Origin of the sequence: Facklamia sp. P13064, from assembly GCF_050409425.1 — a bacterium.
Classification (GTDB): Bacteria; Bacillota; Bacilli; order Lactobacillales; family Aerococcaceae; genus Facklamia.
The window spans coordinates 71237-87399 of sequence record NZ_JBNUPM010000001.1; the positions used below are offsets into that span (position 1 = coordinate 71237).

General features: G+C 38.6%; 13 protein-coding genes. 2 read left to right on the forward strand and 11 right to left on the reverse strand.

The annotated features are described in order from the left end of the window. Positions 1 to 12: 12 nt before the first annotated feature. Both clpX and tig read right to left on the reverse strand, forming a co-directional pair. Positions 13 to 1257 carry an ATP-dependent Clp protease ATP-binding subunit ClpX gene (gene clpX, locus ACQV2S_RS00355; RefSeq protein WP_428875885.1) on the reverse strand — a complete coding sequence of 415 codons (1245 nt, stop codon included), beginning with the start codon at positions 1255 to 1257 and terminating at the stop codon, positions 13 to 15. A 113-nt stretch (positions 1258 to 1370) separates the two neighbouring features. Continuing rightward, entirely contained in the window at positions 1371 to 2651 is a 1281-nt protein-coding gene (gene tig / locus ACQV2S_RS00360; protein ID WP_428884808.1) for a trigger factor, read from the reverse strand. A 210-nt stretch (positions 2652 to 2861) separates the two neighbouring features. Here tig and recU point away from each other — a divergent pair, with 210 nt between their 5' ends. Beyond that, entirely contained in the window at positions 2862 to 3464 is a 603-nt protein-coding gene (recU, locus tag ACQV2S_RS00365) for a Holliday junction resolvase RecU (protein ID WP_428873701.1), read from the forward strand. Between the two features lie 29 nt (positions 3465 to 3493). After that, on the forward strand, positions 3494 to 5965 hold the full coding sequence (locus ACQV2S_RS00370; RefSeq protein WP_428884809.1) for a transglycosylase domain-containing protein: 2472 nt from the start codon (positions 3494 to 3496) through the stop codon (positions 5963 to 5965). A 117-nt stretch (positions 5966 to 6082) separates the two neighbouring features. Here ACQV2S_RS00370 and ACQV2S_RS00375 read toward each other — a convergent pair whose 3' ends face one another. The 9 genes from ACQV2S_RS00375 to der form a co-directional block, all read right to left on the reverse strand. Continuing rightward, the gene (locus tag ACQV2S_RS00375) at positions 6083 to 6811 is read right to left on the reverse strand and encodes a DnaD domain-containing protein (RefSeq protein ID WP_428875889.1); all 729 of its coding nucleotides are present in this window, start codon (positions 6809 to 6811) and stop codon (positions 6083 to 6085) included. 19 nt (positions 6812 to 6830) lie between these two features. Beyond that, the gene (asnS, locus tag ACQV2S_RS00380; protein ID WP_428874784.1) at positions 6831 to 8129 is read right to left on the reverse strand and encodes an asparagine--tRNA ligase; all 1299 of its coding nucleotides are present in this window, start codon (positions 8127 to 8129) and stop codon (positions 6831 to 6833) included. Positions 8130 to 8144: 15 nt separating this feature from the next. Then, positions 8145 to 8621, reverse strand: coding sequence for a hypothetical protein (locus ACQV2S_RS00385; RefSeq protein WP_428873705.1), 477 nt, complete (start codon positions 8619 to 8621; stop codon positions 8145 to 8147). 36 nt (positions 8622 to 8657) lie between these two features. After that, a complete protein-coding gene (locus ACQV2S_RS00390) occupies positions 8658 to 11192 on the reverse strand; it encodes a 3'-5' exonuclease (protein WP_428884810.1) in 2535 nt (844 codons plus the stop codon). 26 nt (positions 11193 to 11218) lie between these two features. Continuing rightward, positions 11219 to 12433, reverse strand: coding sequence for a CCA tRNA nucleotidyltransferase (locus ACQV2S_RS00395; protein WP_428884811.1), 1215 nt, complete (start codon positions 12431 to 12433; stop codon positions 11219 to 11221). Between the two features lie 4 nt (positions 12434 to 12437). Further along, positions 12438 to 12968: a YpiB family protein gene (locus tag ACQV2S_RS00400; protein ID WP_428873708.1), complete on the reverse strand. Its 531-nt coding sequence runs from the start codon at positions 12966 to 12968 to the stop codon at positions 12438 to 12440. 33 nt (positions 12969 to 13001) lie between these two features. Further along, the gene (locus tag ACQV2S_RS00405) at positions 13002 to 14198 is read right to left on the reverse strand and encodes a tetratricopeptide repeat protein (RefSeq protein ID WP_428884812.1); all 1197 of its coding nucleotides are present in this window, start codon (positions 14196 to 14198) and stop codon (positions 13002 to 13004) included. Between the two features lie 160 nt (positions 14199 to 14358). Then, complete coding sequence (locus ACQV2S_RS00410) at positions 14359 to 14634, reverse strand: HU family DNA-binding protein (protein WP_428873710.1); 276 nt, start codon at positions 14632 to 14634, stop codon at positions 14359 to 14361. Positions 14635 to 14766: 132 nt separating this feature from the next. Continuing rightward, the gene (gene der / locus ACQV2S_RS00415; protein WP_428873711.1) at positions 14767 to 16080 is read right to left on the reverse strand and encodes a ribosome biogenesis GTPase Der; all 1314 of its coding nucleotides are present in this window, start codon (positions 16078 to 16080) and stop codon (positions 14767 to 14769) included. Positions 16081 to 16163: the final 83 nt, after the last annotated feature.

The following is a 16163-nucleotide window of genomic DNA, read 5'->3' on the forward strand; positions in this document are numbered from 1 at the left end:
CTACCCCATTTTTTATTTGCTTATCTTGCGATTACTCTTATTATAATAAGTGGCGCGACTTTTGCCCAATACCGTGTCTTTTGTGACCTTGATGCGTGAAATATCTTCTCTTTGTGGTACTTCAAACATAATATCTAACATAGTGTTTTCTAAGATTGACCTTAAACCACGCGCTCCAGTGTCGCGAATAATAGCCTGGTGAGCAATTTCTTCCAAGGCCGCTTCTTCAAACTCTAGTTTGACATCTTCCATTTCTAAAAGACGTTGGTATTGTTTAACCAAAGCGTTCTTAGGTTGGGTTAAGATACTGACTAAATCTTCTTGTGATAATTGATCCAAGACCGTTAAGATGGGCAATCGTCCAATGAATTCGGGAATTAAGCCGAATTTAAGCAAGTCTTCTGAACTGGCTAATTGCATGATATTCTCATCACTATGTTGTCGATGAGTATCCGTACCAAAACCAATTACTTTAGAGCCTAAACGTTCTTTAATCGTAGTTTCAATGCCAGCAAAGGCTCCACCTACAATAAAGAGAATTTGCGAGGTGTCGATTTGAATATAATCTTGGTTAGGGTGCTTACGCCCTCCCTTAGGTGGGATATTGGCTACCGTTCCTTCTAAAATTTTAAGTAGAGCTTGTTGGACACCTTCACCTGAAACATCACGGGTAATCGAGGTGTTTTCAGATTTTCGTGCAATCTTATCGATTTCATCCACATAAATAATCCCTTTTTGAGCACGTTCAATATCATAATCAGCAGCTTGTACTAATTTCAGTAAGATATTTTCAACGTCTTCCCCCACATAGCCTGCTTCGGTTAGGGTGGTAGCGTCCGCTATGGCAAAAGGAACATTTATAATGCGAGCCAAGCTCTGGGCTAAGTAGGTTTTACCCGAACCGGTCGGACCGATAATACAGATATTAGACTTTTGCAATTCGACATCATCGTCATCAAGGGCTTTAAAGTTGATGCGCTTATAATGATTATAAACTGCCACGGCTAAAGATTTCTTAGCTTGATCTTGGCCAATCACATATTGGTTTAGTTGATCAACAATCTCTTGCGGTTTTAACACTTTAACTGGTTCTTGCTCTTTTTCAAAGCGCATCTCTTCTTGAATGATTGATTGGCATAAATCAACACATTCGTTACAGATGAAAACATCTGGTCCAGCAATAATCTTATCGACTTCATCTTGTGATTTACCACAAAACGAGCAGTAATAATCATTGATATTTGTAGTCTTTCCCATGTTTCCTCCTTTTTGGTCTTACTTACTTAAATAAGACTAAAAAGGGACGCAAAAGTCACTTTAAAATCAGACTGTTGCGATCCCTCTTTTGTTATTTCTTCTATTTTAGTATCCTATTTTTCTTCAACAGAGTCAACAATTAAGCTCATGGCTTTCTTCAAGCGAATATCAGACTTCAACATATCTTCAGTCACATATTGTTTCACTTGATCAGTTGGCATTCCGTATTGACTGGCTAATAATTCAATTTCCTTATTAACTTCTTCTTCATTGACATCAATCTTTTCTTTTGCAACGATTGCTTCTAAGACTAAGTTCGTTTTAGTTCTTAGGTCTGCTTCTTCTGCAAACTGTTCATGGAGATCTTCACGAGTGCTACCAGAAATTTGGTAATATAGATCTTCGTTAATTCCTTGACGCTTCAAGTTGTTTAAGAAGTGATCCATTTGACGGTGGATTTCTTCGTGAACCATTGCTTCAGGCATTTCGACGATTTCAGCATTTTCAACCGCTTGACGTAATGCTAAATCTTCAATGACCTCTTTAGCTTGCTTTTCTTTTTCTTCTTCTAATTGAACACGTACTTTATTACGCAATTCGTCCAAGCTTTCTACTTCGTCATCTGCATCTTTAGCAAATTCATCATCGAATTCTGGTAATTCTTTTGCTTTTACCTCGTGAACACGCACTTTGAACATAGCGTCTTGACCAGCCAGTTCCTCCGCATGGTATTCTTCAGGAAAAGTAACTTTAACTTCTACATCATCACCAGGTTTAGCACCTACTAGTTGATCTTCAAAGCCAGGAATGAATGAATTGGAACCTAATTCTAAGGAATGGTTTTCACCTTTACCCCCTTCGAATGGTTCCCCGTCGCGGAAACCTTCATAGTCGATTACGACAGTATCGCCTTCAACCGCTGCATCCTCTTTAACAACTAATTCTGCTAATTGTTGACGCTTTTCTTCTAAGCGCTTTTCTACATCTTCATCGCTTACCTGGCGGTCTTGTTTTTCTACTGTTAAGCCCTTGTATTCACCTAATTTAACTTCTGGTTTTAAGGTAACTTTGGCAGTAATAACCCATGGCTTCCCTTTTTCCATTGATTCAATATCAATTTCAGGTTGAGTAACCGCTTCAATCTCTGCTTCTTCCACAGCTTGTTGATAGGCGCCTGGGATTAATTGGTTTAATACTTCTTCATATAATGAAGCTTCACCATAAACATTGTTGAAGATTTGACGTGGTACTTTCCCTTTACGAAATCCAGGTACAGAGATATTTTTACGTACTTTATTGTAAGCTTTATCTAAGCCTTTGTTGATATCTTCTACTGGAATTTCAAATGTTAAAACTCCTTCATTGATAGAGCTTTTTTCAAATTTAGTTGTCATAATTATTCTTCCTCCAAGACTAGTATATAATTTACATACCCATACATTTTAACGAAATTCCCTGCTTTTGTAAACACCAAATCAATATTACCAATAAAGTCTAATAAAATTCATTTTTTGTTGTTAGACTAGGTCTTAGAATAAGTCTGAATTGAAACTAGGTATCTGACTAAAAATTCGCTATAATAAGACTTATTGAGGAGTGAGTCCATGTTTAATTATCCTGCAGGACAAGGTCCGCGTTTTAAATTTAAAAGGAAAGAAATAACATCCAAACAAAAAACACAATACGGTAGTCGAGGGATGTCCTTTGAAGAAATGATCAATCAGAGTAATGCTTATTATTTAAACCGGCAACTGGCGGTCATTCATAAAAAGCCAACACCAGTGCAGATTGTCAAAGTCGATTACCCCAAACGATCAGCCGCCCGTATTACTGAAGCCTATTTTCGTCAGGCCTCTACCACTGACTATAATGGTGTCTATCTGGGCAGGTATATTGACTTTGAGACTAAGGAAACGCGTAACAAGACCTCTTTCCCTTTATCCAATTTACATGACCATCAAATCGAACATATGAAGCTTTGCTTCCAGCAAGGAGGCATCGTCTTTTTGTTGATCTACTTTAGGGTACACGATGCAATCTATCTGATTCCCTATCCCCTGCTTGAAAATTTCTTGCAAAAAAACCAAAAGCAAAGCATCCCTTATAGTTTTATTCAAGCCCATGCTTATGCTTGTCCCCAAGGCAAATTTCCTATTTCAGTCGATTATTTAAGTGCCTTGGATGCCTACTTAGAAGAAGTCAAATAAAAAGTCTCTAATAGAAACGAGGAATAAATATGGTGACAGGAAGTCGCGTAGAAAGAAAAAAATATCATCAACAACATCCCCCTAAGAGATCAAAAACAAATTTCATGACCTGGTTCAAGCGCATTGTCATAATAGGCCTGTCTTTAGGTCTACTTACTTTAATAGCTGGTGCTGGTCTCTTTACTTATTATGCCATGTCAGCCCCTGAGATTGACCAAGACGATTTAACTGGTCAAGTCTCTTCTAAAGTCTTTGATAATAGAGGTAATTTGGTCAAAACCCTAGGTGGTAAGAACCGCGATCTAATGACAGCCGATCAAGTCCCTGAAGTCTTAAAACAAGCGGTCTTAGCCATTGAAGATGCGCGCTTTATGGAACACAAAGGAGTTGACCCTATCCGAATTGTAGGGGCGGCCATAGCCAACCTTAGAGCGGGTGACATTCGCCAAGGTGGTTCTACCATTACTCAACAGTTGGTCAAATTATCGGTTTTTTCCACTAAATTTGAAGATCAAACCTTAGAAAGAAAGGCCCAAGAAGCATGGTTGTCCTTGAAGTTGGAGCAAGAATATTCCAAAGAAGAAATCCTCTCTCTCTATCTCAATAAATTGTTTTATTCTAACAATGTTTATGGGGCTAAAACAGCTGCTCGGTCTTTCTTTGATAAAGACTTAAAAGATCTGACTCTAGCAGAAGCTGCTCTTTTGGCTGGATTACCGCAAGCCCCTACGCAGTATGATCCCTATCTTTATCCTGAAGTCGCCCAAGAGCGTCGGGATACCGTCTTACAGGTCATGCTCAAACGTCAAATGATTAGTCAGGCTCAATATGATGAAGCTGTGGCTATTCCAGTGACTTCCATGCTGTCTCCTTTAAATGATGACACCCTTAGTGAAATGGACTTAATAGTCGATGCCTATATCGATGTCGTCGCTCAAGAAGTTCAAGATAAAATGAACTTAAATGTCTATACGGATGGTCTAGAAATTTACACCAATCTCGATATAGACGCTCAAAAATATCTCTATCAAACGGTTCAAGATGCTAATGGCAATCTCTTCCCTAATGATGAAATGCAAACAGCTGTTTCTATCATCAATGTCGATAATGGACAGCTCACCGCCCTATCCGGTGGACGTAACCAAGAAGTGGCTATGGGACTTAACCGCACAGCCACCCTTAACCGCAGTATCGGTTCCACTATGAAACCGTTAGCCGATTATGGACCAGCGATTGAATACCTCAATTATTCAACTGGCCAAACGGTCGTTGATGAACCTTACACTTATACCTCGGGGGATGAAATTTATAATTATGATAGAGACTACAAGGGAAAACAAACACTTAGAGAAGCCTTAGTAGGTTCACGTAATATTCCGGCCTTGAAACTCTTACAAGAAGTGGGCTTAGACAAGTCTTATTCCTTCCTACAAAAGATGGATATAAATATTAAGAACAATAACCAACGCGAATTAGTCGAATCCAATGCCATTGGGGGTGAAATGACGCCCATTCAATTATCGGCTGCCTATGCGACTATTGCTAATTATGGTAACTATCATAAACCCTATACCGTTAACAAAGTCGTTACTCAAGCAGGAACCATTCAAGAATTTCAAGCGGAAAGTCGTCAAGCTATGAAAGACTCTACTGCTTATATGTTAGTGGATATCTTAAAGGGTGTTCCTGGAACCTTTGCTGAAAAAGCGGGCGTCAATGGTCTCTACCATGCTGGTAAGACCGGAACAACCAACTATTCCGACCAACAAAGAACGGAAATTGGCATTGATCCACAAAGTTTTGCTGCACCCGATGCTTGGTATGCTGGTTTTACTCCGCAATATGCCATTGCCACTTGGGTGGGCTATGATGATCCTTATAAGGCTGGTAATCAATTGAGCTATCAGGATTCACTTATTCCACAGCTGATTTACAGCCAGATGATTCAATATCTGATGCAAGAAGTCCCGATAGCTGATTGGCAAAAACCAGACTCGGTCGAAGTAGCTGAAATTGAAAAATATACCCAGCCACTGCAAAAACCAAGTCCCCAAACACCTGCCAATATGCGGTCAAATGAACTCTTTGTAAAAGGTAGTCAACCGACCCAGATTTCACCTGTTTATAAAGTATTAGCTTCACCAAGTGGTTTCGATGCGGAATACAATGAAGAGACTGAAGAAATTGAAGCCAAGTGGGAACCATTAACCATTCAAGCTAGCTTTGAGTTAAGACTGAATGGTGAAATCGTCTATTCAGGAACAGATACTGAATTTAAAGTTCCAGCACCTGCTCCTGGCTATTATGAATTAGGCTTACGCATTGTCGATGGCCATTCTGCCTCTGATCAATTAATTATTACCTTTGATTTATCTGTCGAAGAAACGACTACTAGTGAAGAAACTACCTTAGAAATTAGCGAAACGACTCTGGCTCCAGATCCTAATCCATCTGATTCAGAAGACAAACTGAATACTGTCGAAAGTATTGGCGGACCTTAGAAATTTAGGCTCCTATTCAAAAGCTTCATCCTCCCTATATAGGAAGATGAAGCTTTTATTTGTACAAAATAAAGCCTAGCTGTTCGATAAATCTCACCGATCAGCTAGGCGGGTTCTTTAGTCCTTGTTATGCCATTTTAAAATGGGTATTTTAAATTTGGATGTTTGATTGGGTTTTTCTGATTGAATACTTTGATTACGGTGGTTGTATTGCTTGCTTGCCACTATAGCCTCATCTACAGTATGAATGTTTTGTTCTTGCCAATTCAGCAGTATGCGGTCAATATACTTTAGATTAAAGACTTGACGAATAGCCGCTTCTTTAAGTGCTTGATAGACTAGATCTGGCTGATAACCATCCTTTTGAATCCATTGGTAGAGCGTTTCTAATTCTACACTTGAAAGTGAACGGCCGAATGCTTCTTCAAAGACTTGAATCAATTGTCCGGCCTTAACTTTCTGGTCAGCTTGAACTTGTTTATTGGACAGAGCTTCTGTCTGACTTGTTTTTTGGTCAGCCACTAATTGATCTAACTTATCAAACAAGGGACGCAAGGTATAATGGTCCGTTTGTTTACCCTCTTCATCTGGTACTAATTCAATATTAAGATAGTTCTTATCTAACAAGGAATTGAGTGTTTCGTAGAGAAGGTCACTCTCCCAAGCAAATTGATTGGATAAGTTTATAATAGTATCTGCAGATTGGGACTGATTAATTTGCTTCAAGAGATAAGTAATAAATAAAAATTCATTTGAATTAAGGCCTAGTTGACCAAAGTGATCAATCAAAAGATTCGGTACCATGGTGTAACCCGTTTTCATCCAATCATAAACTGAGTTTGCCATTGGTCCAACTCCTTACATTTTATGGGTAGAGACGGTTTAACAAACGTGGGAATGGTGATGTTTCACGGATATGTTCAATACCAGAAATCCAAGCAACAGCTCTTTCAAGACCTAAACCAAAACCAGAACAGGGCACATTACCATATTTTCTTAGATCGAGATACCAGGCATAAACGGCTGGATCTAAATTAAAGGCCTTAATATTCTCTGCTAAAGTCTCATAATCGTCGATCCTTTGTGAACCACCAATAATCTCGCCATAACCTTCTGGCGCTATCATATCGGCACATAAAACGGTTTCTGGGTTGTCAGGGTTGACTTTCATATAGAAAGGTTTGATAGAGCGTGGCCAGTTGACAATGAAGACTGGTTGTTCATGTTGGTTAGCAATAAAAGTCTCGTGTGGTGAACCGAAATCATCGCCCCACTCAATATCATCAAAACCATTATCTTTTAATAATTGAACGGCCTCAGTGTATTCAATACGTGGATAAGGAACTTGAGTATACTTTTCAAGCACATCAATATCACGCCCTAGTGTTTCCAAGGCCATGCTGCAGTTGTCAATCGTATTACGTACCAAGTAAGCCACATATTCTTCTTGGACTTTTAAGCTTTGTTCGTGGTCGGTAAAGGCCATTTCAGGCTCCATCATCCAGAACTCAATCAGGTGACGGCGAGTTTTAGATTTTTCCGCTCTAAAAGTTGGTCCGAATGAGAAGACTTTACCAAAGGACATAGCGGCTGCTTCCATATATAATTGACCAGATTGAGAAAGATAAGCATCTTCTTCAAAATACTTAGTGTGGAACAGTTCAGTGGTTCCTTCCGGTGCTGACCCAGTTAGAACGGGTGGGTCAATCTTAATGAAGCCACGGTCATTATAGAATTCATAAGTTGCACGGATAATTTCGTTACGAATTTGCATAATGGCATGCTGGCGACTAGAACGCAACCATAAATGACGGTGGTCCATTAAAAAGTCTGTCCCGTGTTCTTTAGGTGTAATTGGATAGTCATGACTTTCGCCGATCACTTCCACTGAATGAACTAAAAGTTCATAGCCCAAAGCAGAACGGTCGTCAGCTTGAACAGTTCCGATTAGTTTTAGACTTGATTCCTGCCCCAAGCTCTTAACAGTATCGAATACTTCATCTCCCACTTCAGCTTTTAAGACGATTCCTTGGAAGTAAGTCTTGCCGTCACGTAGTTGTAAAAAGGCAATTTTACCGGAAGAGCGTTTGTTTGTTAACCAAGCGTTAATTTGTACTTTTTGGTTTAAGTGTGATGCCGCTTGGTTCATTGTGATAGTTTCCATTTATTTTCCTCCTACTTATATGTTTGATATGGTTTGAATCCACTTGCCGGTCTTGGCAGAGAGTAGAAAATAAGTGATGGTGTTGTTGTCATTCTTTAAAGTCATTTCCCAGACAGGTTCCGATTGATAAAGACCTAAGCGAGCTTGCATAATCTTTGGCTCTTCAATTTGGCTAGCTGTCACGGATTTTGCTTCTTCTTCAGTAAATAATTCGTTCACTGAATAGTAATGAATGTCTCCACCTTCTCGTTCAATAATAGCATAGTGTTGCTGATTATTCTCGTCAAAAAAATCAAGAGCAAAGGTTGCTTGATCAATGGTGGTCCAATAAAAATTATTAACCTTTTCTACCGCATAATCATATGTCACTAAAGCGATTGCTTCTTCTTGAGCCAAGTTATAAGCTGTCTGACTTTTCATAAAAACAGCTAATAAGGCTATCATGATTGACAAGGTGATGAATGTCAAGATTGAAACTGTCCGTTTACTCATAAGTTTCTATGCTTCCCCTCTAAAATATTCTATTCCTTATTGTAAATTAAATTCTACCAGATGTTCAAGCTTCTGTCTGATTTCTTTAGAATAATATTTGGTAAAGACACGATCGTCTAACAAACAGAAATTTTGACAGTTAAAGTGGCGGTCTAAATAGTCGAAAGCAATGGCAAAATCGACTAGCATTCGATCGATTAATAAGTGATCAAAGATTAGTTCGAACGGCAGATTCAAGTGATCTGCTAATGCTAAAATATAAGCATCTTCTAACGATCTAAAAGGTAAGCGCAGCCAGAATATATGGCAAGGTCGCTTATCTAACAGCCAGTTTTCATTTAAGAGCGACTGCCATTGAATGACTAAAATGGTATCACAATCATCCATAGCCAACCGTCTGATTTTATTTAAGGATCCAGATACATGTTGACCCAACAATCGAACTTGTTCTTGATCTTTTAACTTGCCTTTTATTTGGCGATAAACATCAATAGCTTGCTGGCGATTGTTTACAATAATCAGACTTAAGGGTGGCAGCTGATCAGCTTCAATGCTTTCAAGCAAGTTTTCACCGATTAAGCGACCTTGCTCTTGATTTCTTTGAGAATCTTGACTTTTTTTAGCAATCCAATCGAATGGTACGTCAATGACTAACTTTTCCATTGGTTGTGGTAATTGCAAGTAGTTATATAGATCGAGTCCTAACTGATAATAACTCCCGCTATTTAAGCGAAAATGCAGATCCCCTGGACTAAAGAGTAAGACTTGTTGAAAGCTTTCAAAGGCATGTTGATATTCTTGAACTAAACGAATGGGTTTCCATGTCAGTTGGAATTGATAATAACGATCTTCTATTTGGCTGACACGAATAGTTAAATAACCTTCGGATTGACTAATTTTAGCTTGAAAGTTGTCTAAATTATTTAAAAAGGCCTGTAGGTGCAGCATTTTTATCTTAAGATGATGTGGCTTGCTTGCTAAAAGATCTTTTAATGCTTGTTCTTGAAGCAGTGTTTTTAAAGCCTTATGCATTTGCTGTTGAATGCTTAAGATAGCTCGAGTAGTTGACAAGGACACCTTGACTTCTCTGCTGGACTCCCGCTCAACCGCTCGGAAGTGGTGATTTTGAATTTCACTTTCTAAAAGATTCAATACTTGCCGGATTAGATTAATTAAATGATCCATTCTTAAGATTGAAGCTTGAATAGCAGCATGCGTTCGATCCTGATGATATAAGATATCCAAGACTTGTTGGCACAAAATTAAGAGTTGACTATAAGCCAACTGAATTTGGTGGAAAAAGGACAATTGTCTGCTTAATAGACTGAGATTATCACACACTAGGAGCTGCTGTTTACTAAAACTGCCCTCTTGACTCGCTTCTTCCATCAAATAGCTGGTTTGAGTCAGTACGACTGCTTGTTTATCATGATTGGATAAAGCTTTTTGGTAAAAATAGGAGGCTCGATAATTGGGATAAAGCCCATGATTAAAGCGATTAATTTGATCGCTAATCTTCAATTCTTGGTTCATTTCCATCAGTAAGCCTGTTTGGGTCTCTTCTAGCCAGACTAAGGTTGAAGCAATCACTAAAATTTCTTGCTGATTTAATTGAGAAATCACCACTTGATCAAGGTAGCGTTTAAAATGATCTAAATGTAAATATTGACTCGGTCTCAATAAGTAAGAAAAAGGGATTTCTTCTTGCTTGAAGAAAGTAGCCCATTCTTCGAGAGCCGATTGACTAGAAACAGCTAATACCAGCGAAGACTTATTTTTAGCTAAAACTTCAAGCAACCAATATTTTACCACTAGTGGATCAATTGGCCGCCATTGTCCTTCTACTACTAATCGATTTGTAGTCTGCATTTTTTCTAACAACCAATTAATTTGAGCTTTTGCTTTCGTACTTAGAAGATTTTCTTGATCAAATGGTGGTTTTTTATCTAATTGAGTGTCTGCTGCTTGATTGAGTATGAATTGCTGCGGTTGTTGAAAGAAAATAATTTCCTGCTTATCTAAAGCCTGAGCTAAATCCAATAAGAGGGTTTGTGTTTTACTAGGCAGTTGCATCCACTTGCTAGCCATCGCATTTAATATTTTTGCGGTTATTTTGGCATCTGCTAAAGCTTGATGTGCCTGGTTAAAGGGAATGTCTAAATAGAAGCTTAAATCTGTTAAATTGAATCCTGTGGCCTGAGGGAAGATAATTTTAGCTAACTTGACGGAATCGATGGCCAAAGGGTTAAAATCATAGCCACACGCTTGGAAATGGTGTTGCATAAAGGTCAAGTCATGGTTGAGATTATGCGCTACAAAAAGACAACCTTCTAAACGCTTGAACCATAAGTTTGCAACTGATTCAAAAAGAGGTGCTTGATCAACCTCTTCTTGTGAGATACCGGTTAATTGTTGGATGTTTTGTGGGACCTCACGTTCAGGATTAATCAGCATTTCATATTGACCAATGATTTGACCTTGATCAATAAGAACCGCCCCAATTTGAATAATTCGGTCTCCACTGTCTAGACGTGGTCCGGTTGATTCGAGGTCGACGATGGCATATTTCATGAAGTCCCTCCTCTCTTTTAATATATTTATTGGTCTTTGAGCCAGTCAATAATGGCAGCGGTTTGGTTAGTTAATTCTCCTCTAATAACCTTTGCTTCGATTTGATCGAGCAATTGTCCAATCACCGGCCCACCTTTTGCCATTTTAAGTGCTTGCATAATTTGCATACCATTAATGGCTAGTTCTTGCCGCTTTCTAATAGGTAAATTACTTATTAAAGCTTCTATTTCTTTTTTGGTAACCATTTGATCAGTGATTTCTAAATAAGTATTCATTTGATCAATCACTTCTTGAGCATAGCCATAGACGGTTTCGATGGTGAAGGTCTGCTGGCTAATTTCATGGTCAAGCTTTAAAAAAGCGACTACTTGATCCATTAAACGATTAGATAAGGTCCACTGCTTCATCAAGTGTCTTTGAGTCTTTTCATCATTAATTTCCATTCCCTTTAATAGCAAGGACCAAGTGATAAGTGGACTAAGGCCTGCTTGTCCTGTTGTTTGATTTACCAAGTAAGTCAAACCTTCTACATAATCAAATTGATTGGCTTGAGGGAAAGCTTGGTCTAGCTTAGCCTTTTTAAAGGATGAAATGGTTTGTGTTAAATAAGACCCTGCCATCATCTTTTCTAATTCAATGCGGATGCGTTCAATGGAAATTTTAGACAGATTGCTAGCTAATTGGCACATGGCTTGGAAAGTTTTTTCTTCTAATTGAAAGCCTAACTGAGAGGCAAAACGAATGCCACGCATGATTCTTAAGGCATCTTCTTGAAAACGTTCCAATGGCTCGCCGACAGCCCTCAGCAACTTATCTTTCAAATCTTGATAGCCCCCATGAAAATCATATAAATTGCCCTTGGCGTCTACTGCCATGGCGTTGATCGTGAAATCTCGTCTCAAAGTATCTAACTCAAGATTTCTGACAAATTCTACATGGTCGGGCCTTCGATAATCCGAATAAGTCGATTCGGTACGGAAAGTAGTTATTTCATAAGAGTTTCCTTGATATAAAACCACAATGGTGCCATGTTGGATGCCTACATCAAAGTGTTTGGGAAAGATGGTTTGAATTTCTTGAGGAAAGGCGGAAGTCGCAATGTCAATATCCCCTATTGATTTTTCTAATAGCACATCGCGAATGGCCCCTCCAACAAAATAAGCCTCATAGCCATGAGACTCAATTTTTTTTAATACAGGAATAGACGCTTGAAAAAGCGAATCCTCTAAAGATATTTGCATGCTATCACTCCAAACCGGATTGAAATTGATCAAGCCATTGCTCAATTTGATCGTAATTATTTGTTTCTAACGCACCGTCAATCTTTTCCATGATCATTTGTTTATAAGCTTGGCGACTAATTTGATGTAAGCTTTGATTGACTTGATCTAAAGCCTTCATTTGGATGGGGACAAATGGATTTTCTTTTAAAAGGCCTCTTTGCATCGCCTCTAGTTGATAATCGGCTAAATCAAACTCTATGTAAAAGCTTTGACCCTTTTTAAGTGAGTTCAACCGGAAATCGTGAAAGGCTTGATCAATCTGATGGTAGATATAATCTTCTTTATAATAGACCAAGGGGGGCTCTTGCAAGGGGGGATAGGATATCTTTATTCCTCTTGGAGCATAGATGACATCATGCGAAAACTCAACCCATTGCAGCTCACTAGGCCTCATTTGTAAATAGGCTAAAAAAATCATTATCTCGCGATTGGGATGAGGATGGTTGAGAATCATCCAATTTAAAAATAAGTGTTTATCTTGAATATTTTCCATGGTCTTACCTCCCTCATGAGTTTTTAAGATTGACTAGAGATTGGACAATTGCTGGATCATGTCAGGTAAATCTTTAGCAAGAACTTGTTGATCCCATGCTAGATCTAAATAAGCCTTAGCTTGCTCTTTTTGTCCTTGATGAAATAAGATTTTGCCTTTTAAATAGGCCAAGAGTGACTCGTCAATGGCTTGTAAATCAAATTTTTCCATAAACAAGTTTGCCTGTTGATAGTCTTTTTGATCAAGATAATAAGCCACATAGGCCGAGAGAACTAAGAATTGATCCTCAGCATTATCCAATAAAGGGTAGTAATCCTCCAATAATTGAATGAGCTTGGCTGTAAAGACTCCCATTCGATCAGCCAAACGCAGGCAATCCATAACCACTCCATCATATGGAGGTAGGCTTTTTAATAGTTGATCTAACTGATTGGCAAATCGGCTAGTTTCTTGTAGATAGGTTAAATTTTCTAATTGTAAGAGTCTTAATTCAAAATGGTCGGGATCGATTTGAAGGCCTAACTCGCAGAAATGATTTGATCGATTGAAATCATTAATTTGGGCATAAAAATGCGCCAATAAATAACATTCATCAGCTGTTTCAATCGTCAAATCTTCATTATCTTGATCAAATAATGCACTGATTTTTTCAGTGTCGATTCTCTCACTACTTAAATAAAGGGCTAAGAGATCTGTTCGCCATTGGCGCCTTAAAGAATCAGCCTCTGAGATAAAATATTCCATTAAGGTCTCAAGATAGTAGATTGCTTTTTCATTAATAGCCTGCATGCGATAGAATTCACTCATTTGATGATAAGCTCGATAATCTCTTGGATGGTCGTTAATGATAGCTTGTAATTCTTTGCGCGCTTCATTTAAGTGTCCTAGCTTAAGATTGACATCCGCTAGCAATAAGCGACCTTCTAGGTCCAAGTCTTGCTTATCGACTTTATCCAACCATTGATAAGCCCTGTCATATTGACTAACTGCGGAATAACTATACCCTAAAAGAAAAGCTAACACTGAGGACGGAAATTTTTGATAAAGAGCTTCATAAGCTTGAATCTGCAGATGTCGGTAGCCTGATTGACCCCAAAAAGCCATTCGGTCTAATATTTGCGCTAAAAAAGCTTCATCCATTCCATCCATTCTTTTTAAATGGCGTTTAAAGAGCTTATATTGCTCCTCAATCTGATTAGTAGACTCCATTAAGCTGAGAAAATTATCCATTTTGGTTCCCTCCATGTCTAGCCTATTATACCATGCTAGACAAAGACAACCAAATAGATCATCCCTTTGAATCTATTTTCATATTACTATTAGAGGATAAAGACTGCTAAATAAAAAAGTGATGAAAGCCAGAAACTTTCATCACCAATCTAATGCTTAATTATTTAACTGCCTCTTTTAAAGCTTTACCAGCTTTGAAGCCAGGAACTTTAGTGGCTGCAATCTCAATTTCTTCACCAGTTTGTGGGTTGCGTCCTTTACGAGCTGCACGATCGCGAACTTCGAAAGTTCCGAAACCAATAATCTGAACTTTTTCACCTTCAGATAAAAATTCTTGAACTGATTCGAATAATGCTTCAACAGTGGCTGTTACATCTTTCTTTGTTAAGTTAGTTTTTCCAGCTACACGTTCTACTAATTCTGCTTTATTTGCCATTAATAAATCTCCTCCTTTATTTCTATAGATTGGAAAATAATCATCTGTTGATTATTTCTTGTATAGAATAACATAACATCAAGGTTAAGACAACGAATTGACCTTGATTTTACAACAAAATCTTCCTATCTCTTAATTTCGATTACGAATAATTAGATTGAGCGGTGTACCGTCAAAATAAAAGGAATCACGCATCCTGTTCTCTAAGAATCTTACATAAGAGAAGTGCATTAATTCTGTATCATTAACAAAGACGACAAAGGTTGGTGGATTGACAGCCACTTGAGTCATATAATAAATCTTAAGCCGACGTCCCTTATCAGTGGGTGTAGGGTTCATGGCAATCGCATCCATCAAAACGTCATTCAAGACCGAAGATTGAATGCGACGATAGCGGTTTTCATAGATTTCTTCCAAAATAGCCGGTAGTTTCTCTAAGCGTTGGCCCGTCTTGGCAGAAACGAAAAGAATGGGCGCAAAAGATAAGTATTGGAATTCATTCCGGATATCATCGGTAAATTTCTCAAATAATTTGTCGGTCTTATCGACTGCATCCCATTTATTGACTAAAATAACCATGCCCTTATTGGCTTCAAAAGCGTATCCTGCTACCCTCTTATCCTGTTCACGAATGCCAGTCTCTGCATCGATTACTAGACAGACAATGTCTGAACGGTCAATGGCTGATAAGGCTCGCATGACAGAATATTTTTCGGTATTTTCATAAACCTTGCCTCGCTTACGAATACCTGCTGTGTCGATTGCTGTAAAATGGCGTCCAGATTGACTAACAAAATCGGTATCGACTGCTTCACGGGTTGTTCCCTCAATATTGGATACAATCACACGTTCTTCTTGTAATAAGGCATTAACCAGGCTAGACTTGCCGACATTTGGCCGTCCAATAAAAGAAAAACGAATGCGTTCGCGATCATCTGCATCCGGACTATCGGCTGGAAAGTGAGATACTAATTGATCTAATAAATCCCCTGTTCCGGTTCCGTGCGAAGACGATATGGGATAGGGATCGCCATGACCTAAAGCATAAAATTCATAGACTTGCTGCCTTTGTTCTGGATTGTCCGCCTTATTGACTGCTAAAACCACCGGTTTATTGGTGCGGTGTAAATAATGGGCTATGGCTTCATCCGCATCGGTGACGCCTTCACGACTTGAGGTCATAAAAATAATAACGTCAGCTTCTTCCATTGCAATTTCAGCTTGATATTTAATTTTATGCATGAGGGGTTCATCACTCATATCAATACCCCCGGTATCAATCAGTCGAAATTCACGACCTAACCATGATCCTGTTGCATAAATTCGATCACGCGTCACCCCTTCATAATCGGCTACAATCGAAAGACGATCGCCAATTAAGCGATTAAATAAGGTGGACTTACCGACATTCGGTCGGCCCACAATAGCCACTACTGGTATTTCCATACTTTCACCTCCATAAATTAAAAACCAATTGTTTCTTCCATTAAGCTAATCAGCAAAATGGAAGAAACAATTGGAGTAAGTAA

Coding starts and splice junctions, on each gene's coding strand:
- clpX (WP_428875885.1), bottom strand. CDS start 1,257: ATGGGAAAGACTACAAATATCAATGATTATTACTGCTCGTTTTGTGGT.
- tig (WP_428884808.1), bottom strand. CDS start 2,651: ATGACAACTAAATTTGAAAAAAGCTCTATCAATGAAGGAGTTTTAACA.
- recU (WP_428873701.1), top strand. CDS start 2,862: ATGTTTAATTATCCTGCAGGACAAGGTCCGCGTTTTAAATTTAAAAGG.
- ACQV2S_RS00370 (WP_428884809.1), top strand. CDS start 3,494: ATGGTGACAGGAAGTCGCGTAGAAAGAAAAAAATATCATCAACAACAT.
- ACQV2S_RS00375 (WP_428875889.1), bottom strand. CDS start 6,811: ATGGCAAACTCAGTTTATGATTGGATGAAAACGGGTTACACCATGGTA.
- asnS (WP_428874784.1), bottom strand. CDS start 8,129: ATGGAAACTATCACAATGAACCAAGCGGCATCACACTTAAACCAAAAA.
- ACQV2S_RS00385 (WP_428873705.1), bottom strand. CDS start 8,621: ATGAGTAAACGGACAGTTTCAATCTTGACATTCATCACCTTGTCAATC.
- ACQV2S_RS00390 (WP_428884810.1), bottom strand. CDS start 11,192: ATGAAATATGCCATCGTCGACCTCGAATCAACCGGACCACGTCTAGAC.
- ACQV2S_RS00395 (WP_428884811.1), bottom strand. CDS start 12,433: ATGCAAATATCTTTAGAGGATTCGCTTTTTCAAGCGTCTATTCCTGTA.
- ACQV2S_RS00400 (WP_428873708.1), bottom strand. CDS start 12,968: ATGGAAAATATTCAAGATAAACACTTATTTTTAAATTGGATGATTCTC.
- ACQV2S_RS00405 (WP_428884812.1), bottom strand. CDS start 14,198: ATGGATAATTTTCTCAGCTTAATGGAGTCTACTAATCAGATTGAGGAG.
- ACQV2S_RS00410 (WP_428873710.1), bottom strand. CDS start 14,634: ATGGCAAATAAAGCAGAATTAGTAGAACGTGTAGCTGGAAAAACTAAC.
- der (WP_428873711.1), bottom strand. CDS start 16,080: ATGGAAATACCAGTAGTGGCTATTGTGGGCCGACCGAATGTCGGTAAG.